The organism is Pseudoalteromonas sp. CO342X, assembly GCF_004208915.1.
Classification (GTDB): Bacteria; Pseudomonadota; Gammaproteobacteria; order Enterobacterales; family Alteromonadaceae; genus Pseudoalteromonas; species Pseudoalteromonas maricaloris.
In genome coordinates, this window is record NZ_SGPH01000019.1 from 1 (window position 1) to 21,197 (window position 21,197).

Genomic DNA, 21,197 nt, shown 5'->3' on the forward strand with positions numbered 1-21,197 from the left:
GCTGTTAGAACTCAATCTGTACGAGTGCCCACACAGATGATTGCTTCATATTTTTAAAGAACGTTTCGAAACATTTCTCTGTTTCGAGGGATGTGCATTCTAAGCATTCCCGATTTTTTGTCAATACTTAATTTTGAATTTCTTGAGAATAAGTTTTCTCTTAAGTTTTCAAAGCTAAGTTTTACTCGACTACCAACTCGTTGGCTTATTGCTTTTCAGCGTTGCTCCCCGTGTCGGTGGATGCGCATTATAGGGAGATCCGATTTTAGTGCAACCCCTTTTTTCATTAAAACTTATAAAAAAGATGTGTTCGAACAAAAAACAAACGAAACATGTCAAAACAGTATGTTTTTTGCTCAGGAAAACCGAATTGAGGTCATGCGAGCCTACATAAACTTTAAGCATCACAGTGGAACAACTAAAACAAATGGCGTTATATAGCATCTGTTAGCATATCAACTTGTCTACTTACATATAGAAATCGAAACAAAGCCAGGTCAATTCTGCTTTATGTAGAGAAGGTGTACGTAAATTATGTGGAAGTGAAAATGCAAAGCTACTAAGAAGCAGTAAGTCTATCCAATAAGCAGGACTAGATACCTAAATGATACCTTTTATCGAAAATATGAAGATAGGTGCGTTTATAAAGGTATTGAATACTAACTTTCGATCCTTCTTATTATTGGCTAGTAGCTATAGTAATGATTCTGGGATCTAAAGAAACAATGTCTAAGTAAAAAAGATGTGGATAAATCAGTAACAGTGGCGTTTTTGTATAATAAAAAAGGTAAATAAGAAAGATATTAAGAATAAGGAGAATATGCGATATGGAGGCGGAACCCGGAGTCGAACCGAGGTAGACGGATTTGCAATCCGCTGCATGGCCACTCTGCCATTCCGCCATGAAGAATATTGGAGCGAGTAACGAGGTTCGAACTCGTGACCTCGACCTTGGCAAGGTCGCGCTCTACCAGCTGAGCTATACTCGCATTCCATTTTTCACACTGGTAAATTTGACATGTGAAAAATAAATGGTGCCCGGGGCCGGACTTGAACCGGCACGCTGTTACCAGCGAGGGATTTTAAATCCCTTGTGTCTACCAATTCCACCACCCGGGCATCGGGTGTGAAAGCAAAAATTGGAGCGAGTAACGAGGTTCGAACTCGTGACCTCGACCTTGGCAAGGTCGCGCTCTACCAGCTGAGCTATACTCGCGTTCCGTTTTGTATATAAAAACCATATAGATTTGTTACATACAAATCCCGATATAAATGGTGCCCGGGGCCGGACTTGAACCGGCACGCTGTTACCAGCGAGGGATTTTAAATCCCTTGTGTCTACCAATTCCACCACCCGGGCATCGGGTTTGCTTTCGCATGTGGATATGTTGAGAAATGGAGGCGGAACCCGGAGTCGAACCGAGGTAGACGGATTTGCAATCCGCTGCATGGCCACTCTGCCATTCCGCCGCAAATTTGGAGCGAGTAACGAGGTTCGAACTCGTGACCTCGACCTTGGCAAGGTCGCGCTCTACCAGCTGAGCTATACTCGCGTTCCATTATTTAAATCTACTTATTTACTAAGCTTCTCTAAACTTTAACTTGCTAGGTGATGCTATCTAAATTTCATTTAGATGACATACTGCCCTCTCAACACGGACGCATTCTACAGAAGTTCTGGAACGCGTCAACATAAAAAATGAATGTTTTGAATCGTTTGCTCAAAATTTATCTAAACCGCTGGGTTTATAATCATTTCAAGTCAAGAATTAGTCAATTCTCCTTTTGCAGCATAGAGATACTGGATCATAGAAACTAATGTTAGCAATGTCGCTATAGCTAAAAGTGCGTAACTTAGCATTGTCATCCAATCTGATAATTGCCAAATCAAACCTATAATAGCTAACATCTGTGCAGCTGTTTTGAATTTGCCCAGCCAAGATACTGCAACACTTCCTCTTTTACCTTGTTCAGCCATCCATTCACGCAGCGCAGAAATAACTATTTCTCTACTAATAATGACAACAGCAGAAATAGTAATGAAATAATTATCATAATGTGTAGCAAGTATCACTAAAGCAACACTGACCATCACCTTGTCGGCAACAGGATCTAAAAAAGCACCAAATGGTGTTGACTGTTCCAACTTACGCGCAAGATAGCCATCGAGGATATCGGTAACGGAAGCTAACCAGAAAATAAAAGCGGCGGCAAAAAACGCCCATGAATAAGGAAGATAAAAAACGACTGCAAACACGGGAATGAGTAGCAATCTAAATGTTGTGAGCGTATTTGGAATATTCCACATAACTACTTGGTATTGTCTTTTTTTCTATGTTCGCATGATTGCTTAAGCTTTGTCATGCAAATGATTAAATATCTTTTCAGCCATTTCAGGGCTGATCCCAGGAACTTGCTTTAATTGATGTATATTTGCAGATTTAACTCCCTGCATGCCTCCTAAAAACTTAAGTAGTGCCTGACGTCTTTTCTGACCTACGCCTTCAATCTCTTCAAGCACAGATTGCGTTCTTTGTTTTTGTCTTTTATTACGATGCCCTGCAATTGCAAAGCGATGTGATTCGTCGCGGATATGCTGGATAAGGTGTAATGCAGGTGAATCACTTTCGACATTCACCGTTTTACGACCACCATCTATTAGCAATGTTTCTAATCCAGGCTTTCGGCTTGTGCCTTTTGCAACCCCTATCAGTATCGGCATTTTACTGAGTTGCCAATCAGCGAAGAAAGATTCCGCCCTACCTAACTGCCCCTTACCACCATCAATAAAAATAATATCGGGTACTTTCGCTTCATCCGACATTTTGCCGTAGCGCTTATTTAATGCAAAATCCATCGCTGCGTAATCATCCCCTGGGGTGATCCCTGTGACGTTATATCTGCGATACTCTCTATTGTTTGGCCCTTGACCATCAAATACAACACACGATGCGACCGTGTTTTCTCCCATGGTATGGCTGATATCAAAACACTCCATTCTTTGAATGTCTGAAAGCCCTAGCACTGCTTTTAGTTTGGCGTATCGTTTGGTGATTGAGTCTTGTGCACTTTGTTTAACTTCAATACTGTTTTGCGCATTTTTATTTGCTAATGCAAGATATTGGGCTCGTTCCCCACGAACGTTACATTTGAAATTAACTTTGCGCTTCGAAACTTGAGTCAGTGCAGCTTCTAATGCACTTCCTTCTTCTATTTCGAATGGCAATACAATTTCTTTAGCAATTCTAGAGTGGTTACCCGTTGAAATATAATACTGCCCGATGAAAGAAGTTAGCACTTCATCTGCGCCAGAATCTTTTGGTACTTTTGGAAAATGTGTTTTCGTCCCAAGTACCTTATGCTCCCTTATCATCAGTACATGAATGGCCACTAAACCGTTCTTCTGCTCATAACCGATGACATCAAGCTCTGCAAAGTTTCCTGCAATGGACTGCTGTTCTTGCATTTGCCTTAATAAAGCAATTTGATCTCTGTGTTTTGCTGCTTTCTCAAAATCCAAAGACATACTGGCAGTTTCCATTCGCTCCACCAGCGCTGAGATAACGTCCTGTGAACGTCCCGTCAAAAACTGTCGAACCATGGCTACTTGTTCTTGGTATTCTTCGTCGCTTACTTTGCCAACGCATGGTCCTGAACATCTTTTTAACTGATACTGCAAACAAGGTCGGCTGCGTGCGCGGTAATACGCATCTTCGCATTGCCTAACCGGGAAGATCTTCTGCATTAACCTTAGACTTTCCGATACCGCAGCACTGCTAGGAAAAGGACCAAAATATTCGCCTTTTTGTTTTCTACTACCACGATGAAATGCAAGTCTTGGATGTTGATGGGCGCTCAAGAAAATATACGGATAACTTTTATCATCTCTTAAGAGGATGTTATATCGTGGTTGGTATTTCTTAATTAAGTTATTTTCTAAAAGCAGCGCTTCGGTTTCGGTATTCGTTAGCGTTACTTCAATATGGTCAATATTACTGACCAATACTCGCGTTTTACTATCTGTGATATTTGAACGGAAGTAGCTAGAAACTCGTTTTTTGAGGTTTTTTGCTTTACCAACATAGATAACCTGGTCGTCCACATCGTACATGCGGTACACACCAGGTTCTGTTGTTAATGTCTTAAGGAAAGGTTTGTAATCAAATTCAGTCATTTAAAAAGAACTTAATGACTGCTATCTATATCGATCATTTTATGGCGAATCGCCAAGTGGGTTAATTCCACATCACCGCTCACATTGAGCTTTTCAAACATGCGATAGCGATAACTATTTACCGTCTTAGAGCTCAGGTTCAAGCGATCTGCAATATTTTGTGCTTTCTCACCTTTGGTGATCATGAGCATGATCTGCAATTCTCTTTCCGATAGCGATTGGAAAGGGTTTTCGTCATTGCGGCCACTAAATTGCGCAAGGGCAATTTGCTGAGCAATTTCTGGCGCAATATAACGCTGACCAGCATTAACTGCACGTATTGCATTGATCATTTCATCAGGGCCAGCACCTTTTGTTAGGTAACCATGCGCACCAATTTGCATTACCTTGCTTGGGAAAGGATCTTCACAATGCACGGTAAGCACAATAACTTTTACATCTGGACAGTAACGGCAAATCTTTTTGGTCGCTTCCAATCCACCAATACCAGGCATGTTCATGTCCATTAGCACAATGTCAGGCTCACTTTGGCGACAAAAGGTTACGGCTTCCTCACCGGTTTTGGCTTCTCCTACCACTTTAAAGCCACGCACATCATCTAAAATGCGTTTTATGCCAGTCCTGACAAGTTCATGATCATCAACTAAAAGCACATTAATCAATGGCACACCCTCTACATATATATTGGTAAAAGGAGCGAAGCAACCAACAGCCCCGCTTCCAGATGTTTGAGATTACCACATATTTTTTAAAAGCATAACGATAGAAACGAGAGAAAAATACAATTTTGATATGAATTAACCAAATAGTTAATTAATGAAAGAAGCAGTTTGATTATAATTTCACCGCTTTGTGATTTTAAAGACAGTCGCTATAGCATTTAGCCATAGCGACTTATAGTAGATTTATTTTTATATGACTCAGCTTTGCTTTGAAAATTTATCGACCCAAAGTGCAATCACACCGTCACCGGTTACGTTACATGCCGTGCCAAAACTGTCTTGCGCTAAATATAAAGCAATCATCAATGCCACTGCGCCTTCATTAAAACCAAGCATACTCGTCAATAACCCAAGCGCAGACATAACCGCGCCACCCGGCGCACCAGGAGCCGCAATCATTACGACACCAAGCATAAAGATGAATGGCAACATTTCCGACAATGACGGGACAACCATCTCAGGAGAAAGCAGCATCACAGCCATTGCACAAGTCACTATGGTAATAGTCGACCCTGACAAATGGATGGTGGCACAAAGTGGTACGGTAAAATTGGCAACCTCTTCGTTAACATTATTAGATTTACTTGCACGAAGAGACACAGGAATAGTTGCCGCGCTCGACATAGTACCAATAGCGGTAAAATACGCAGGTAGCATATTTTTGATTAATTCCAATGGATTTCTACCAAGTAACAGGCCGCTCACCACAAACAAAGTGCTTAGCCATAGCCAATGCATAATAATCGCGGCAAGCAGTACCACGCCAAACGTACTCAGGGTGTCGAATACCGTACCAGCTACTGCCATTTCAGCAAAAACACCGGCGATGTAAAGCGGTAATACTGGAATAATAACTTTCGCAAGCAGTGCATCTACCACATCTCTCGCTTCGTCAGTGACACCTTTAAGTTTAGTTAAACCGCACTGACTCATCCCAATACCAAAGATAAATGCCGTTGCAAGTGCCGTCATCACTCCCATTAGCGGAGGGATCTCGATATTAATAAAGCTCTTAAGATGAGATTCTTCCACGGCTTGATAAGCAACGCCCCCGTCAAAGAATGGGATGAAAGCATTAACTAATAAAAATGCTAATGTGCCAGCAATAATGGTTGACCCATAAGCAAAGCCGACTGTCTTACCAAGCAAGTGGCCCGATCCCTTTGGTAAGCCTGCTATACCCGAAGCAATAAAAAGCAGGATTATCAGAGGAATAGTAAAGCTGATAAGTTGCCCTATGATCACCTTGAAGGTGTATAAGAGCTCAACTAACACAGTCGGCAAGTACAGACCCGCCAACATACCAGCGACGATACCCGCCACTAGCTTCAATATAAGAGACATAGTTACTTCCTAGCAGATTTTCAAAGGCGTTGTTGTAACATGTTTTTGACCATCTTTGCTATTAATTCGATGGAGATAAATAGATTTGTACATTTTATGTATACATATTCGCCACCTAACGTAAATAATTGCAACTTGACGAAAATAAATTGTTTCAGCTCATTGCATATTATCTAATACTGGAAAAAGTCTCTGTAAAATAATTAAATTCATGCTTAAAGCTGTAACCTACTCTTTTTTCGCGCTTAGTCTATCTAGCCAAACATGGGCACTAGACCCAAATAAAATCCCATTTATCGATAGTTCTGCAAAAATTGATGGTGTACTTGAAGCCGATATTTGGCAACGTGCATTAGAAATAGATATCAACAACATCACTTGGCCATACGAGAACCAATCAAGTCCAGTACAAACTAAGGCCTACGTATATGAAAATGGTCAATCTTTGTTTATCGCTTTTGATGCAAAGGATCCTAATCCTAAGTTGATCCGCGCATTTTATCGTGACCGTGACCGCGCCTGGGAAGATGATCTTGTCGGCATTAAAATTGATTCATTTAACAATGCCCAAAGCGCTTACCAGTTTTTCATCAATCCACTAGGTGTACAACAAGACTCAATTGAAAACGAACTCACTAAAAGTGAGAATGGTTCTTGGAATGGGATCTGGGATAGCGTCGGAAAGATAAACAAAGACGGTTATGTTGTTGAAGTTGAAATCCCACTCCGTGTATTAAATTTTAACGACTCCCTCGAGCGCAAAACCATGGCTTTAGAGTTTCTGCGTTTTTATCCGAGAAATGAAAGGTTGCGCATCTCCAGCATGCAATTGCGACATGCAAACTCTTGCTGGATCTGTCAAATGCCGAAATATCAAGGATTTGCTAAGGCTAAGCAAGGGAGTAACTTTGCCGTTATTCCAACACTAGTCACCAATAGGCGAGAATCTCGCGACATAGATGATGGTATCGCAGAGCCATGGCAAGCCGACAATAATGTCGAGCCGGGTTTAGACGTCAAGTGGGCTATCACACCAGATATGACGCTAAACGCAACATTAAACCCTGATTTCTCACAAGTTGAAGCTGACACGGGACAATTGAGCGTTAACAATAGCTTTAGCCTATTTTTCCCTGAAAAACGGGCGTTCTTTTTAGATAATTCCGATTACTTTTCTTCTCACCTTAACCTTATTCATACTCGGAACATTTCAGCACCCGATTATGGCGTCAAGCTTACCGGTAATAAAAACGGTCACACTTTTGCAGGATTTATTGCCAACGATGAAAGACTCAATGTCGTTGTTCCCGGAAATCTGGGCTCGAGCGTTGTCTCATTAGAAAGAAAAAGCCAAAACATGGCACTGAGATATCGTCATGACCTAAACAAAACCTTGTCAGTAGGCGTGACATCGACGACCAGGCAAAGCGACGACTATCGCAACCAAGTTGCGAGTATAGACGCCAAATACAAGCCAACAGATAACGATACCTTACAAGTACAGTTAATTGGCTCAGATACAGACTATGATAGCGCTTTTGCTGAAGCGTTATGTGATAGTATGCTCGCGGAGTGCGACCTAAACGAAAGTGTACTCAGAGTGATTGACGAAGATGACCGTGGTGCTGGCTATTACGTTAATTATGAGCACAATCGCAAGCACTGGAAGGCATTTACCAGCTATCAAGCTCGCGATGCAGCACTTAGAACCGATATGGGCTTTATCACTCAAGTCGACTTTAATAAATTTCTTTTTGGCGGTGAGTACCGTTGGTATGGCGATGACAACAACTGGTGGAACCGTGCACGTTGGTACGCCGACTGGGATATTTCCCACAACGAGCAAGGCGAGTTATTAGAAAAAGAAGTGCAAACCAACTTTGCAGTTGACGGCCCATTGCAAAGCTTTCTTGATTTCGGTGTTGAACATAGAAAACGCACTGGACTGCGACATGATGAAACCCGTTTAGCGATTGACGGCAATACCGATCTATTTACCGAGAATTCACAGTGGACCTATATGGAGTTCAAGCCAATGGCCGGCGTTTTCGCAGGCTTAAACTTAAGTAAAGGAAACCGCGTTGACCTTGCAAACAACCGTCTTGGTGATTTGTATTTCGCCCGTCCGGTTATTAACGTCAATCTTGGCAAACATTTTGAAGTTAGATTGCGCCATACATTCGAAAAAATGAAAGCGAATGGCGCGGAAGTTTATACCGCAAATCTGAGCGATATACGCCTGACTTACCAATTTAACATTAATAGCTATCTGAGATTGGCAATCATCAACACGGATATTTCGAGAAACCAGAGCAATTATAATGACGATGTTGATGCGACTTATAAAAGTATCAGTACCCAACTGCTCTATTCCTACAAACTAAACCCACAAACCGTTTTCTTTGCAGGCTATTCCGATCACGGTTATCAAGACGATGATTTGTCAAAGATAACTAAAGACGAAAAGACGGTATTTATGAAGTTCAGTTATGCCTGGTTGATTTAAATATAAAACTTTAAATAACTATTGGCTATAAGCAAATTTGATATATCTTATAGCCAATCTTTCCTTTCGTTTTGCGAAATGCGCAGTAAAGTGATGGAATACAAGCAAACCTAGATTAGGGAACACAAATGACTAAAGTATATGCAGATAACAGTCTAACTATCGGTAATACACCGCTGGTTAAAATCAATCGCGTTTCTGGCGGCAATGTTTACGCAAAAGTGGAAGCGCGTAACCCAAGCTTCAGCGTTAAATGCCGTATTGGTGCGTCTATGATCTGGGAAGCTGAAAAAGCGGGTCTTCTTAGCGAAGGTAAAGAACTTATTGAACCGACTTCAGGTAACACTGGTATTGCATTGGCTTTCGTTGCTGCTTCTCGCGGTTATAAATTGACACTTACTATGCCAAATACGATGAGTCTTGAGCGTCGTAAACTACTTAAAGCACTTGGCGCAAATTTAGTGCTAACCGAAGGCGCTAAGGGCATGAAAGGCGCGATTGAAAAAGCAAATGAAATCCAAGCAAGTAACCCTGAAAAATACGTGTTACTGCAACAGTTTGAAAACCCAGCAAACCCGAAGATCCACTTTGAAACAACGGGTCCAGAAATTTTTGATGCACTTGAAGGTAATATCGATTACTTCGTTGCGGGTGTTGGTACGGGTGGCACGATCACCGGTGTTTCACGCTATCTTAAAAATGAAAAAGGCCTAAATGTTAAGTCAATCGCTGTTGAGCCAGTTGACTCACCAGTTATCACGCAAACCCTTGCGGGCGACGAAGTAAAACCAGGTCCACACAAAATTCAAGGGATTGGCGCTGGCTTTATTCCGGGCAACCTAGATCTTGAGCTTATTGATGGCGTTGAGTTGGTGTCGAATGAAGATGCAATTGCAATGGCACACCAGCTGATGAAAGACGAAGGTATTTTAGTGGGTATTTCTTCAGGCGCAGCCCTAGTTGCCGCAAAGCGTATTGCCGAGCAACCTGAAAATGCTGATAAAAACATCGTGGTTATTTTGCCAAGCGCTGCAGAGCGTTACCTAACTAGCCCACTCTTTGCAGACACATTCTCTGAACAAGAATTAGTGCAGTAAGAGTAGAGTTTCATATTCTAGATTACCAAGGGGCATCACTGCCCCTTTGTTTTTTATATTATCCCTTTTAATTTCACTTCCTTTCACTACACTTTATCTATTCGCTACGCTTTTTTGACTTTGATGATTGTAAAGACCTTATTACTCATGTTCTTTCTCATATTTAGTAGCTTCATCTATGGGTATGGGGAGAATTTAAACGTCGCCTACTTTAAGGGTGGTGAATTTCGCCTTGTTGCTGGAGAAAAGTATCAAGGGGGTTATCTATACAATAAGAAAGGTAAAAATGCCTTCATTCATATTGTGACATTAGATTGGCCACCTTATATCGGTGCAAACCTCTGCAATAAAGGCTGGGCCTTTCAGTTTGCTGTCGCACTACTTACAGACTTAGATTATCAAGTGTATGTTGAATTTTTGCCTTGGGCTCGTGCCGTAAGAGCCGCGGAAACGGGAAAAGCCGATATTTTATTCCCTGAATACTATATTGAGGATTCAGCACCATCTGACAATCACAAGAATAAGACCCGCAGAGAGCTACTTGCTTTATCTAATGCCTTTCCTGGTGGTGAAATCGGCTTTTTGAAGCGAAGAGGTGAAGAAGACCGCTTTGATGGCAATCTAAACTCAGTTAAAAATGAGCTCATTGGTGTCGTGAGGGGCTATCAGAATACCCCTGAATTCGATGCAATGATGGATAATGGTGAATTTGTTACAGTAGAGGCCGTAAATGATTTACAGCTGGTGAAGTTACTCGTCGGTAAACGCGTAAATTTAGTAATAGGCGATCCAAAAGTGCTGCGCTTTACGGTCAATTATTCAGACTTACCTAGAGCTGAGAAAATTGAATTACTGAGAAACATTGAAAACGTGACACCGCCTATTAAGTACAATCACCTCTACTTTGCGCTTAGCAAGCAAAAGCCACATTGGCGTGAATTGCTCAAAGATATTAATCGCAATCTCTATCAATTTGAGAACAGTGGTGAAACGCAAAGAATGATTGAAATGGTCAGTAACGAGTGTTATTGACCTCTACACAGAACTTAACGCCTAAGCATCGCGGTTTGTTCAATGCCTCAGCTTAAACACACCGCATTTTTAGCTAAAATACGCTTAGGCAAATCGCTTTAGTTAATTCCTAAATACTTGTGCACTTGAACTGATAGGCGCCAATTTTTCGCTTTGCAATTGTCTATTGCAAGCTTAGTGGCCTTGGCTTTTTGGCTGATTGGCTGAAGATACACTAGCTTTGGTTCAACCCCAGTTTGTGCAAATAACACCTCTAATTCCTCAATATGCTTTTGCATCGCGACGGGGTGCTTTATCTCATCGGCACGAGCCATTGCACTTGGAAGTACTTTGTAACCTCCACGCATATTAATTTTTGGCGACACGGTAACCCAAGTTTCAGCTGGCGCGAGGATCTCAAATGTACCACTGGTTTCAATCTGTGTGCTGTACCCTTTACTATGCAATAACTCGCATAATGGGCGAAGATCAAACATACAAGGTTCACCACCGGTGATCACCACATGTTTGGCTTGGTAGCCCCGCGCCTCGAAAATCGCCAAGATCTCGTCAGCACTCGCGTTCGCCCACCACTCTGAGTCAGCCTTTTTTTCTACAGTGTTATCCAATGAAACAATAAAAGTGTCGTTGGTTTCCCAGGTTTGTTTGGTATCACACCAAGCACAACCAACTGGACAGCCCTGCAAACGTAAAAAGATTGAAGGCGTACCAGTGAAGCTTGCTTCACCCTGAATTGTTTCAAATATTTCGTTAACCTTGTACAAAATGGCCCCGTGTTTAAGATAAAGTTGTCGAAAAATACCGCGAGAAAATTGTCATTTCTCCAGCGGCCGTGTAGTATATCGCGCCCTGAAGTAAACCTCTATCAAAATCGAGGCAAATCACCTATGAGCGAAAAAGTTGTCGTAATCTATTCCGGCGGAATGGACTCTTACACTGTACTAAACAAGGCTGTCCGCGAGGGCCATGAGGTTTATGCACTGTCTTTTAACTATGGCCAGCGACATGTAAAAGAGCTACAAGTTGCCGCTGACGTATGTGCTAAACTCGGCGTTGCTCATAAGGTCGTTGATATCTCTGCTATCAATCAATTATTGTCAGGCTCTAGCCTAACAGATGACATCGACGTGCCAGAAGGCCACTATGAAGAAGAGAGCATGAAGAGCACGATTGTGCCTAATCGCAATATGATTTTGCTCTCTCTTGCGGTAGGTTACGCTGTCTCTCTTAACGCAAATAAGGTATTTTACGGTGCTCACTCTGGCGATCATGCAATTTATCCGGATTGCCGCCCTGAGTTCGTTAAAAAGATGGATGATGTTTGTCGCATTGCGAACTACGACGCCGTTGAAATTGTCAGTCCTTACCTTAACAACTCAAAAATTGATATCCTGACCGACGGTCTAAAAATGGGATTAGATTACGCTGACACTTGGACGTGTTACAACGGCCGCGAAAAAGCATGTGGTAAGTGTGGTGCTTGTCAAGAGCGTCTCGAAGCGTTTGAACTAAACCAGGCAACAGATCCACTCCCGTACGAATAACAGTATCGAAAAAGGCCTCTGTTGAGGCCTTTTTCATATGCTTTTCAAGTACTTCACTTTACTGGAAGCGTCATACCTTCAAATAGCTTGTCGATATCATCTTGATTTCGTAGCAAGCTTGCACGCTCTACCACATCTTTTGTGAGATGCGGTGCAAATCGCTCAATAAAATCGTACATGTAGCCTCTTAGGAAGCTTCCTTTTCTGAAACCGATTTTCGTCGTACTTGCTTCAAATAGGTGACTCGCATCGATGCAAACTAAGTCGCTGTCAGACTTTTCATCAAGTGCCATTGACGCCAATACGCCAACGCCGAGTCCTAATCTTACGTAGGTTTTAATCACATCAGCGTCTGTTGCAGTAAACACGATGTGTGGCTCCAAACCATGAGCATTAAATGCTTTATCCAGTTCTGAGCGGCCAGTAAACCCAAACACATAAGTGATCAACGGATATTTAGCGACGTCTTGCACCGTCAGTGCACTGCCTTTTTGTGCAAGTGGATGGTCTTTGGCGACCACAATACTGCGATTCCAATGATAGCAAGGTAGCATGACCAGATCACTGTACAAATGCAGTGCCTCGGTGGCGATAGCAAAGTCAGCATCACCTCGAGCGGCAGCATCAGAGATTTGTTGTGGCGTACCTTGATGCATATGTAAAGAAACTGCAGGGTATTTTTTCATAAACCCTTGGATCACAGGAGGTAACGCGTAACGAGCTTGTGTATGCGTCGTTGCGATGTTCAGTTTACCTTGATCTGGTAAGGTATGTTCATTTGCAACCGCTTTGATCCCTTCCACTTTAGAGAGGATTTCACGAGCAATATTAATAATTTCATTACCCGCGCCCGTAACATGCGTTAAATGCTTACCGCTACGGCCAAAAATTTGTACCCCCAACTCGTCTTCAAGCATGCGCACTTGCTTTGAAATACCGGGTTGAGAGGTATATAAACTTTCCGCCGTCGCTGACACATTAAGGTTGTGATTCAACACTTCGACGATATATCTCAATTGTTGTAATTTCATATTGCTTTTATTCTTATGATCTCTTGATGTTGAGCATCAGCCCATAGCAAAACCGCTTTTTTGTTAGCTAGTTTAGTGCAAAGCGATAAAAACCGCCTGTTACGACCTTATGTAGGCTAGCACATTTGGTAAAAATGAGGTAGCCAAGAGGTACTAAATATCAGCATTTTCACTGACGCTCCGACAGTCATTTGGCCAAATAGCGAATATTTTGACACGCTTTTGCAAACTCACGTGCTAAATCTGGCGACTATCTTTCACTAAAACTAACCGCTCATTTAGGCATCGACTATACTAAAAAATAATGAATTCTTTATCTTTTTTACAGGTTATTGTCGTAAACCTGTTCAGAATAGTACGAATTCATGTAAGATTAAAAAATTACACTGGTGGTTACATGAAAGAGATTTCAGTATGTTTGTTTCTATTATAATAATGTTGATTGTTGCACTTATCGTCATAGCAGTTTGGGTAAGCGCGATCCAGCAACATAAAGAGAAACAAGAAGCGGAGAGACGCAAAGAACTGGCTAAGCAAAAACGCGTAATAGAAGAAGCGGAAGACGTCATCATGAATGGCAGCAATATTCCGATGTCTGAAGTCATGATCCGTATTATTCAACGCCGCGTGCATGACGCTTTAGCCGCAATGGTGGAGCTGTCTCCGACTTCGAAAGAATTAAAAAGTCGCTTACACGAGTCGCAAGAGCGCTTAAATACTCAGCCTGAAAAAACAGCAGATTCAGACTCGATAGCACTTCCTGACAACGACAAACAAATTATCGCATTAGTTCAAGGCATAAAAAAATTACGCCAACTACTGCGCTCTGAGCATAGTAAAGGTAAAGTAGACACTCAACTGTTCGTTAATGAAGACCGTAGACTAGAGCGATTTCAGCTTAAAATCAATGTAGAGAGCCAGATAAAACGAGGGCTTTCAGCAAGGACTGCAAATATGGTCGGTTCGGCAAGACAATACTTTGAAAAAGCTTACGCTACAATTTGCGCCGTCTCATACAATGATGACTATGTAAAAGAGAAAAAAGCACAGCTGGAAGGTTATTTAGAAGAGATCAGCAGTGAACTTAGAGCGTCCAACGCATCAGCGGTGAAAAAGAAAGCAGAGCAAGAACAAGACGACTTGGACGTCCTGTTTGCACCGAAGAAGAAGTGGTAACACCACAATTTACATAAAAGGCTGGTCTCCCAGCCTTTTATTACAAATGAAGTAAACCCGCCAGCTTAACCAAAAGCAAACTTAACGATAAAGAGTACTGTCAGTACCCAAACGCTGATACTGATTTCATTTGCTTTATTACACGCCAACTTAACTGCAGTATAAGAAATAAAACCCAAAGCAATACCATGCGCGATTGAAAACGTGAGTGGTGTCATCAATAACACAACACTGACCGGAATAGCATCGCTCATCTCATCCCAATTAATCAATTTTAGGTTTTGTAGCATTAATACCGACACATACAGTATCGCGCCTGCCGTCGCATATGCAGGAACCATTTGTGCCAATGGCGCAAAGAACATCATGAGTAAGAAGCAGATCCCTACGACCACGGCCGTCAATCCTGTGCGACCACCGACAGATACACCCGACACTGATTCGATGTATGAAGTCGTCGTTGAGGTACCGAGCACTGAGCCTGCAATCGTCGCAGTGCTGTCAGCTGACAATGCCCTACCCAGCCTTGGCATACGACCATGTTCGTCAGATAATCCAGCCTTTTGCGTCACCGCAACCAATGTGCCACTGGTATCAAATAAATCGACAAATAAAAATGCAAACACCACACTGAGCATGGAAAGCTCAAAAATTCCGCTCAAATCTAACTGCATATAGGTCGGCGCGATGCTTGGGGGCACATCAACAACCCCGTGATAATCTACAAGGCCAAGTCCCCACGCAATACCCGTTACCATTAAAATGCTGATAAGCACGCCACTTTTGACTTCACGGTACATAAGCGCCGCAATCACAAAAAAGCTCGCAATGGCTAATAGCGGGCCGGGAGAAGTTATATCACCAAGTTGTACTAATGTAGCATCACTTGCAATAACAATTTTCGCGTTTTTTAGCGCGATTAGCGCTAAGAATGCGCCAATACCTGCCGCGATCGCACGCTTTAGCACAATGGGAATAGCTTGGATCACCCACTCGCGAACCTTGAATACGCTCAAAAATAGAAATAAACAGCCCGACATAAATACCGCGCCTAATGCACTTTGCCATGTATAGCCCATGCCAAGCACAACACCATAGGTAAAAAAGGCGTTTAAGCCCATTCCAGGCGCAAGCGCTAAAGGATAGTTAGCCCATAGCCCCATAATAAAACAGCCGATTGCGGCTGCGATACAAGTTGCTACAAAAGCAGCGCCGTGATCCATACCAGCTTCTGCTAGCATTGCAGGGTTTACAAAAACGATGTAAACCATAGTAACGAATGTCGTCAAGCCAGCAATCACCTCAGTTCTTACATTGGTGTGCATAGCTTGCAGTGAAAATAACCGCTCGAGCATAACTAAAATTACAAATTTGAGGAACAAGTGGTTGGATTTTAACACGAATCACTTTAAAACTCGGACAAAATAGTTAAAATTCAGCTACACTCTGCTTATCAACATTATTGCGAATAAAGATATGGATCAAAATAGCACCGACAACTCAGCAAACCATGACTTAGAACAGCAGCTGCTGAATGTGCTTGAATTTGTAACGTCGCCATTAAAAGCGGACGCAAAATTCCCAGATCTTCACGACAATACCCAAGCTTTGAAAAAAGGCCTTTATTACCTAAAAGAAAAATCTTTTCCGCTGGCGGCAAAATGGCTAAGACTGGCGGCAATGTCTGGTGATTTGAAGGCACAGTTTTTTTTAGGTTTGTTGTTTATGAAAGGTCAAGGAGTGCCACCCAGCCCCTTTCATGCAGCTGCTTGGTTAAGTTTGGCCAGTAGCCAAGGACACAAAGGTGCCGAACAAGTGCTATTAGATGTACGCCGTTTTATTACAACGAAGCGCTTTAGAGATGCACAGTGCTATGCTGCAACACTTTACGAGCAAATTCATCAACTACAGCATATTAACCAGTAAATTAAATTTGACTCTCCAAAAAAACGTAGGCTAGGCGTAGCTAAGCCTCTCTTAAGTAAACGTACGCCTATCCTCTGCAACGATCAAAATGATACAGTAGGAAAACTACTGTATAGCATCTGAGAAAACTTCCAATTGCTTTATACCAATTAATCTTAATACTTGCTCAATTTGAAGGAGCAAATCTGGCGCTAACTGTGTTAAAAATTTCTCATTTAGAACAACTAAATAGCAAAGTTTTCGTCTGGTTATCGACAAGATTTTCTCGCCTCAAAATAAATCACTTAATTAAGCGAATTGGTATTACTCATACTGAACTTTCGTCAATTAAGCTTTTATTTCAAAAAAACACAACCATTTGTTTTATATTGAAAATTTAAACTAAATAAAAATTAAGCTTGAATATTGATTAAAAAGCTAGCAATTTCCCTTGCATTCACACACTGTATAAACTACTGTATACAAATACTGTATAGATAACCAGTGAGACAATTATGTTACACAGCAATACACTTCTACAGCCAAACAATTCGACTTATTACACACTTAACGAAATCAATAATGTTTTCGTTGAAGATGAGATCGTCGCTAGCTTAGAGTTACTTAAAGTTTTACATAAATGTCAGCATAAACAAGGCTGGACGCTACTCGTTGCGCCCGATAATGTACCAAACAAGTCACTACTAGAAAGTGCTTCAGTTGATGCAAGCAAGTTGCTCGTCATTAGGCAAAAGCACATATACGACCTTGAGTATGTACTTAAAAGTGCTATCAGCAATGGTAATTTCGCTGCAGTGGTGATTTGGACTGATATTACATCAGTGCAAACTATCAACAAAATGGAACTGCCGGTATCTGACGTTGCGATCCACTGTTTTCAAAGCGCTTAACCAGCTACAATAACGAGATATAAATTTGTTAAAACAGAAGTTTTTATGTCTTGTTATTGCAATTCATCCCTTCCCTATTCGCAATGTTGTGAGCCGTACCTTAAGGGACAAAAATTCGCAGAGCGTCCACAAATACTCATGCGCTCTCGCTATACTGCATACTGCTTAAAAGATGCAAAGTATATTCATGACACCTACGCCCAGGCTAAACAAGCACAAAATAGTGTCGACGATATTGCTGCATTTGCTAATTACGCACGCTTTATAAAATTGGAAGTGCTAGAAGAATTAGCAGAAGCTACTCAGGGGATCGTTGAGTTTAAGGCGCACTATATCGCAGAAAACACACACTATATACTCCATGAGCGGTCAAATTTTATTACCGAAGCAGGCAGATGGTATTACTTAGATGGTGAATTGTACGATACACCTACAACCAAAGTAGGCAGAAATGACCTCTGTCCGTGCGGCAGTGACAAAAAGTACAAAAAGTGCCACGGTACCTAAAATAACCTGAATTAGAGATTAGATACAAAGCAATAAAAAAAGCTTGAAGCAAGCTAAGGATGATTAAAGGCCGTTTAGCTTATACCAGTTGTATTAAGTAAATGATCTATCTTGAAGCAGGGAAATAGCTTTAGTAGCAAGGCAAAAATTTTGCTATTTAGTTGTTCTAAATGAGAAATTTTTAACGAAGCTAATATGCTATTTCACCCTTCAAATTGATTAGAGAATTAATTCAATTGATATTAGACATGAAGCGCGATAAGCATGGCGTTTTATGCCAGTCTAGTAACGAAGCAAACAGCTGTAAAACAGCAAGTTTAATACCAGTTTGTCTTAAATTTGCTCAATTTTGAAGGAGTAAAAGCAGCTAATGTTGTTACGCCGTCGCGCGTAACATACTCTGCATATCACCCGTTGCAATTTGATCATAAAAACCAGCCGCATCCATTGCCTTATCAGCAACTAAGGCCAGTTTACCTTGCGCGCTCGCCAAACGTCTTTTAACCGCTGGTTCCAAATTTTCTACGACTTCGAGTGGAATATGCTTTTTATCATTTCGTGCGGCAAAAGGTTCTGGATTTAAATTTTCTTGCAATCGCAAGGTTGCCATTGCCCCCATAGATACCAGCTGCGCGTTATGCTGACCAATAAGCATATTGTACTCTTTTGGCGCAAGCGGCTTTTGTGGACCTATTTCAAATTGCTTTTTTAGTGTTTCTTCTGAGTTATCTTTTGCGGCAGCTTCAGATTTTGGTAGGTGAAATTGGCTAAAATCTAATGCATCGGTTGATAGCATAGATAACAGCATGGCAAAATCGGCAGAGCGCGTCTCATGAACACTAATGTTCAATGCGGATCCTAATTGCGACTCACTGATTAAAACGCCATCAATTTGCATGTATTCCAACCGATTATTTTGATAATTATGAATTTATCGGCCTTTTTCCGAAAAACTTTAGTAGTTTTCTTTACTTCGAAAAAAACTTTGTTATTATCACCGCCGTTGTTTAGGAGGGGTTCCCGAGCGGCCAAAGGGATCAGACTGTAAATCTGACGGCTCAGCCTTCGCTGGTTCGAATCCAGCTCCCTCCACCACTTTCAAATTGTAACGCTTTAAAATGTATGGAGGGGTTCCCGAGCGGCCAAAGGGATCAGACTGTAAATCTGACGGCTCAGCCTTCGCTGGTTCGAATCCAGCTCCCTCCACCACTTTCAAATTGTAACGCTTTAAAATGTATGGAGGGGTTCCCGAGCGGCCAAAGGGATCAGACTGTAAATCTGACGGCTCAGCCTTCGCTGGTTCGAATCCAGCTCCCTCCACCACTTTCAAATTGTAACGCTTTAAAATGTATGGAGGGGTTCCCGAGCGGCCAAAGGGATCAGACTGTAAATCTGACGGCTCAGCCTTCGCTGGTTCGAATCCAGCTCCCTCCACCACCTTCTATTTTGTTATCTCACAACAAGCTTACATATATAAACGAGCTTAAAAACAATCCAAAACCAAAAATCAAATGTGCTGCCATACTTTTTACCCTTGCCTTATTCGGCTCTGGTAATTTAGATGCTGCGACCCCTGCACCAAAACAGGGTTGCATAATAAAAAATGGAAAAACACACGTTATTAAACCAAAAACTAACGCAATGAAAAGGCTAGGCTCAGTCAACCAAGGCTTGCCCACGCTCAGAAGTAACACCAAGGCGAATACAATCCCAATGAGATAATGCATGCACCAGCCAATGACACCTTCACCAGATATTGATTTACTGTGCCCGATACCTTGATGCGTGAGTTGACCTTTACACAAGTGTCCAATCCACCTACCAACCAATGCATAATCTAAGCCCTTTATGGCAAATAAGCGACTGAGCATAAATGCCCACAAATCCATAACAAGCGTTGCACCTACGCCAATCACGACTGCTGGCATTAACATCGTATATAGGTTTTCCACAATTTTTACTCCTCTTTTTTACTGATAGCCGCTATCCTACTAGTTCAAGTTAACTTTAAGTCAAGGGCAAGAATGGATATCAGTGAAGTTGCAAAGAAGTCAGGTTTACCCGCATCCACGCTTAGATATTATGAAGAAAAAGGACTGATCCGATCGATTGGTCGACAAGGGCTCAAACGTGTTTTCCCCCATTCGATACTTGAACGTCTGGCGCTTATTACACTAGGCAGAAACGCAGGCTTTTCGTTAGATGAAATAGCGGACATGTTTACCCCCGAGGGTAAAGCGGATATTGATAGGGCGAAGTTACAATCCAAAGGGGATGAATTAAATGAAACCATTAAGCATTTAACTGCAATGCGAGATGGCCTCTATCACGCTGCCAAATGCCCTGCGCCAAGCCACTTTGAATGTCCGACATTTCAAAAGCTGTTAAAACGCGCGGCAAAAGCGAGGCCCGAGAAATAATAGGCATAAACAGGACACTATGCTAATGCTCAATCATCAAGTCACGACCGTGGTCACGTAGATAACGCCGAGCCATTTTATGGTCGTGGCCATAGTGCTTTGTTACCAAGCGCCAAAATGCGCTATTGTGTGCCATGACATGAAAATGGCAAAGTTCGTGCACTACCACATAATCAATTACCCACTTAGGCGCACCAATCAAAAGCGTATTAAACGCAAGCACGCCTTTAGATGAAAAACTGCCCCAGCGGCTTTTATAAACGCGTATTTTTAGTGTATCAAAGCGAGCTTGAATATCAGGTTGATAGCGCGCAATAACCATATCTACATAGTCATTTAGCGTTTCGCTTAACAGCGCAACTAATTCACGCCATTCATTTTTGACAGCCTTAAGTAACACCCTTTTGTTATCAAAATCAATTACAGAGGTCGTGCTTTCGCCTCTTTGAATGGTAAAGGTCTCGCCGAATACTTGCACAATTCCTGTTTCCAGTGGCCGAGGGCTCTCAGGTATGACTTTTAGAGCAAGCTTTGATTTTATCCAATCGGATTTGCTTTCCACCCAATTATGTAACCAGCGCTCGCAAACTTGCTCTGGTGCATACACAAATACTTGGCCAGCTTTTATTTTTATCGCAACGCTCTTACGCTTTCGGCTTTTCTTCAATTGATATTGCAAGGTAACAAATTCTTAGTCACTAAAGCATGCATTATAATATGAGCAACTTATCGGAGTCACTGCAAACGCCATGTAAGATGATGAATTTGATCAACAATGACAATTAACTCATCAATAGTGTGGTTTCTAACACTCTATAAATTAGAAAG

The 21,197-nt window shown here is 41.8% G+C and carries 19 protein-coding genes and 11 tRNA genes; 13 read left to right on the top strand and 17 right to left on the bottom strand.

What is annotated here, in order from left to right; all coding sequences use genetic code 11:
* Positions 1-828: 828 nt before the first annotated feature.
* The 11 genes from EXT47_RS09965 to EXT47_RS10015 form a co-directional block, all read right to left on the bottom strand.
* Positions 829-902, bottom strand: a tRNA-Cys gene (locus EXT47_RS09965).
* An 11-nt stretch (positions 903-913) separates the two neighbouring features.
* Positions 914-989, bottom strand: a tRNA-Gly gene (locus EXT47_RS09970).
* Positions 990-1,032: 43 nt separating this feature from the next.
* A tRNA-Leu gene (locus EXT47_RS09975) sits at positions 1,033-1,119 on the bottom strand.
* A 21-nt stretch (positions 1,120-1,140) separates the two neighbouring features.
* Positions 1,141-1,216 (bottom strand) — tRNA-Gly (locus EXT47_RS09980).
* A gap of 57 nt (positions 1,217-1,273) precedes the next feature.
* A tRNA-Leu gene (locus tag EXT47_RS09985) sits at positions 1,274-1,360 on the bottom strand.
* A 36-nt stretch (positions 1,361-1,396) separates the two neighbouring features.
* Positions 1,397-1,470: transfer RNA gene (locus EXT47_RS09990), tRNA-Cys, on the bottom strand.
* A gap of 7 nt (positions 1,471-1,477) precedes the next feature.
* Positions 1,478-1,553 (bottom strand) — tRNA-Gly (locus EXT47_RS09995).
* Positions 1,554-1,762: 209 nt separating this feature from the next.
* Entirely contained in the window at positions 1,763-2,308 is a 546-nt protein-coding gene (pgsA, locus tag EXT47_RS10000; protein WP_010375584.1) for a CDP-diacylglycerol--glycerol-3-phosphate 3-phosphatidyltransferase, read from the bottom strand.
* Positions 2,309-2,350: 42 nt separating this feature from the next.
* Complete coding sequence (gene uvrC, locus EXT47_RS10005; protein ID WP_130126515.1) at positions 2,351-4,174, bottom strand: excinuclease ABC subunit UvrC; 1,824 nt, start codon at positions 4,172-4,174, stop codon at positions 2,351-2,353.
* Positions 4,175-4,185: 11 nt separating this feature from the next.
* The gene (uvrY, locus tag EXT47_RS10010) at positions 4,186-4,836 is read right to left on the bottom strand and encodes a UvrY/SirA/GacA family response regulator transcription factor (protein ID WP_010606537.1); all 651 of its coding nucleotides are present in this window, start codon (positions 4,834-4,836) and stop codon (positions 4,186-4,188) included.
* Between the two features lie 258 nt (positions 4,837-5,094).
* A complete protein-coding gene (locus tag EXT47_RS10015) occupies positions 5,095-6,240 on the bottom strand; it encodes a dicarboxylate/amino acid:cation symporter (RefSeq protein WP_039492251.1) in 1,146 nt (381 codons plus the stop codon).
* Between the two features lie 211 nt (positions 6,241-6,451).
* Here EXT47_RS10015 and EXT47_RS10020 point away from each other — a divergent pair, with 211 nt between their 5' ends.
* The 3 genes from EXT47_RS10020 (at position 6,452) to EXT47_RS10030 (ending at position 10,875) form a co-directional block, all read left to right on the top strand.
* The gene (locus tag EXT47_RS10020; RefSeq protein ID WP_130126516.1) at positions 6,452-8,746 is read left to right on the top strand and encodes a carbohydrate binding family 9 domain-containing protein; all 2,295 of its coding nucleotides are present in this window, start codon (positions 6,452-6,454) and stop codon (positions 8,744-8,746) included.
* Between the two features lie 128 nt (positions 8,747-8,874).
* Positions 8,875-9,843: a cysteine synthase A gene (cysK, locus tag EXT47_RS10025; RefSeq protein ID WP_010375573.1), complete on the top strand. Its 969-nt coding sequence runs from the start codon at positions 8,875-8,877 to the stop codon at positions 9,841-9,843.
* A 159-nt stretch (positions 9,844-10,002) separates the two neighbouring features.
* Entirely contained in the window at positions 10,003-10,875 is an 873-nt protein-coding gene (locus EXT47_RS10030; protein WP_130126529.1) for an ABC transporter substrate-binding protein, read from the top strand.
* Positions 10,876-10,973: 98 nt separating this feature from the next.
* Here the strand turns inward: EXT47_RS10030 and queE are convergent, their stop codons facing one another.
* Positions 10,974-11,639 (bottom strand): 7-carboxy-7-deazaguanine synthase QueE, encoded by a 666-nt coding sequence (gene queE / locus EXT47_RS10035; RefSeq protein WP_069022310.1) that lies wholly within the window; start codon positions 11,637-11,639, stop codon positions 10,974-10,976.
* Positions 11,640-11,762: 123 nt separating this feature from the next.
* Between queE and queC the strand changes: the two genes are divergently transcribed.
* Positions 11,763-12,419: a 7-cyano-7-deazaguanine synthase QueC gene (gene queC / locus EXT47_RS10040; protein WP_130126517.1), complete on the top strand. Its 657-nt coding sequence runs from the start codon at positions 11,763-11,765 to the stop codon at positions 12,417-12,419.
* A gap of 53 nt (positions 12,420-12,472) precedes the next feature.
* Here queC and cysB read toward each other — a convergent pair whose 3' ends face one another.
* Positions 12,473-13,450, bottom strand: a complete 978-nt coding sequence (cysB, locus tag EXT47_RS10045; protein ID WP_010375565.1) for an HTH-type transcriptional regulator CysB — start codon at positions 13,448-13,450, stop codon at positions 12,473-12,475.
* A gap of 414 nt (positions 13,451-13,864) precedes the next feature.
* Between cysB and EXT47_RS10050 the strand changes: the two genes are divergently transcribed.
* Positions 13,865-14,626 (top strand): hypothetical protein, encoded by a 762-nt coding sequence (locus EXT47_RS10050; protein WP_010375563.1) that lies wholly within the window; start codon positions 13,865-13,867, stop codon positions 14,624-14,626.
* A 65-nt stretch (positions 14,627-14,691) separates the two neighbouring features.
* On the opposite strand, the gene EXT47_RS10055 is transcribed toward EXT47_RS10050, so the two are convergent.
* Positions 14,692-15,981, bottom strand: coding sequence for an NCS2 family permease (locus EXT47_RS10055; RefSeq protein ID WP_045964862.1), 1,290 nt, complete (start codon positions 15,979-15,981; stop codon positions 14,692-14,694).
* A 121-nt stretch (positions 15,982-16,102) separates the two neighbouring features.
* Between EXT47_RS10055 and EXT47_RS10060 the strand changes: the two genes are divergently transcribed.
* The 3 genes from EXT47_RS10060 (at position 16,103) to EXT47_RS10075 (ending at position 17,949) form a co-directional block, all read left to right on the top strand.
* On the top strand, positions 16,103-16,552 hold the full coding sequence (locus EXT47_RS10060) for a tetratricopeptide repeat protein (protein WP_130126518.1): 450 nt from the start codon (positions 16,103-16,105) through the stop codon (positions 16,550-16,552).
* 494 nt (positions 16,553-17,046) lie between these two features.
* Positions 17,047-17,442, top strand: coding sequence for a SulA-like leucine-rich domain-containing protein (locus EXT47_RS10070; protein WP_069022306.1), 396 nt, complete (start codon positions 17,047-17,049; stop codon positions 17,440-17,442).
* 45 nt (positions 17,443-17,487) lie between these two features.
* The gene (locus EXT47_RS10075) at positions 17,488-17,949 is read left to right on the top strand and encodes a YchJ family protein (RefSeq protein WP_130126520.1); all 462 of its coding nucleotides are present in this window, start codon (positions 17,488-17,490) and stop codon (positions 17,947-17,949) included.
* Between the two features lie 376 nt (positions 17,950-18,325).
* On the opposite strand, the gene EXT47_RS10080 is transcribed toward EXT47_RS10075, so the two are convergent.
* Positions 18,326-18,847: a VC2046/SO_2500 family protein gene (locus tag EXT47_RS10080; RefSeq protein WP_102056581.1), complete on the bottom strand. Its 522-nt coding sequence runs from the start codon at positions 18,845-18,847 to the stop codon at positions 18,326-18,328.
* Positions 18,848-18,959: 112 nt separating this feature from the next.
* Between EXT47_RS10080 and EXT47_RS10085 the strand changes: the two genes are divergently transcribed.
* From EXT47_RS10085 to EXT47_RS10100, 4 genes are all read left to right on the top strand, one after another.
* Positions 18,960-19,044 (top strand) — tRNA-Tyr (locus EXT47_RS10085).
* A gap of 29 nt (positions 19,045-19,073) precedes the next feature.
* Positions 19,074-19,158, top strand: a tRNA-Tyr gene (locus tag EXT47_RS10090).
* A gap of 29 nt (positions 19,159-19,187) precedes the next feature.
* Positions 19,188-19,272, top strand: a tRNA-Tyr gene (locus tag EXT47_RS10095).
* A gap of 29 nt (positions 19,273-19,301) precedes the next feature.
* Positions 19,302-19,386 (top strand) — tRNA-Tyr (locus EXT47_RS10100).
* 17 nt (positions 19,387-19,403) lie between these two features.
* On the opposite strand, the gene EXT47_RS10105 is transcribed toward EXT47_RS10100, so the two are convergent.
* Complete coding sequence (locus EXT47_RS10105; RefSeq protein ID WP_240701606.1) at positions 19,404-19,901, bottom strand: DUF2938 domain-containing protein; 498 nt, start codon at positions 19,899-19,901, stop codon at positions 19,404-19,406.
* A 72-nt stretch (positions 19,902-19,973) separates the two neighbouring features.
* Between EXT47_RS10105 and EXT47_RS10110 the strand changes: the two genes are divergently transcribed.
* On the top strand, positions 19,974-20,369 hold the full coding sequence (locus EXT47_RS10110) for a helix-turn-helix domain-containing protein (protein ID WP_130126521.1): 396 nt from the start codon (positions 19,974-19,976) through the stop codon (positions 20,367-20,369).
* A 22-nt stretch (positions 20,370-20,391) separates the two neighbouring features.
* Here EXT47_RS10110 and EXT47_RS10115 read toward each other — a convergent pair whose 3' ends face one another.
* The gene (locus tag EXT47_RS10115; RefSeq protein WP_130126522.1) at positions 20,392-21,048 is read right to left on the bottom strand and encodes a M48 family metallopeptidase; all 657 of its coding nucleotides are present in this window, start codon (positions 21,046-21,048) and stop codon (positions 20,392-20,394) included.
* Positions 21,049-21,197 lie beyond the last annotated feature (149 nt).

Bases quoted from the DNA above. Each gene is read 5' to 3' on its own strand.
- EXT47_RS10070 (WP_069022306.1), top strand. From the start codon at position 17,047: ATGTTACACAGCAATACACTTCTACAGCCAAACAATTCGACTTATTAC.
- EXT47_RS10050 (WP_010375563.1), top strand. From the start codon at position 13,865: ATGTTTGTTTCTATTATAATAATGTTGATTGTTGCACTTATCGTCATA.
- pgsA (WP_010375584.1), bottom strand. From the start codon at position 2,308: ATGTGGAATATTCCAAATACGCTCACAACATTTAGATTGCTACTCATT.
- EXT47_RS10055 (WP_045964862.1), bottom strand. From the start codon at position 15,981: ATGCTCGAGCGGTTATTTTCACTGCAAGCTATGCACACCAATGTAAGA.
- cysK (WP_010375573.1), top strand. From the start codon at position 8,875: ATGACTAAAGTATATGCAGATAACAGTCTAACTATCGGTAATACACCG.
- EXT47_RS10020 (WP_130126516.1), top strand. From the start codon at position 6,452: ATGCTTAAAGCTGTAACCTACTCTTTTTTCGCGCTTAGTCTATCTAGC.
- queC (WP_130126517.1), top strand. From the start codon at position 11,763: ATGAGCGAAAAAGTTGTCGTAATCTATTCCGGCGGAATGGACTCTTAC.
- cysB (WP_010375565.1), bottom strand. From the start codon at position 13,450: ATGAAATTACAACAATTGAGATATATCGTCGAAGTGTTGAATCACAAC.
- EXT47_RS10075 (WP_130126520.1), top strand. From the start codon at position 17,488: ATGTCTTGTTATTGCAATTCATCCCTTCCCTATTCGCAATGTTGTGAG.
- uvrC (WP_130126515.1), bottom strand. From the start codon at position 4,174: ATGACTGAATTTGATTACAAACCTTTCCTTAAGACATTAACAACAGAA.
- EXT47_RS10015 (WP_039492251.1), bottom strand. From the start codon at position 6,240: ATGTCTCTTATATTGAAGCTAGTGGCGGGTATCGTCGCTGGTATGTTG.
- EXT47_RS10060 (WP_130126518.1), top strand. From the start codon at position 16,103: ATGGATCAAAATAGCACCGACAACTCAGCAAACCATGACTTAGAACAG.
- EXT47_RS10110 (WP_130126521.1), top strand. From the start codon at position 19,974: ATGGATATCAGTGAAGTTGCAAAGAAGTCAGGTTTACCCGCATCCACG.
- EXT47_RS10080 (WP_102056581.1), bottom strand. From the start codon at position 18,847: ATGCAAATTGATGGCGTTTTAATCAGTGAGTCGCAATTAGGATCCGCA.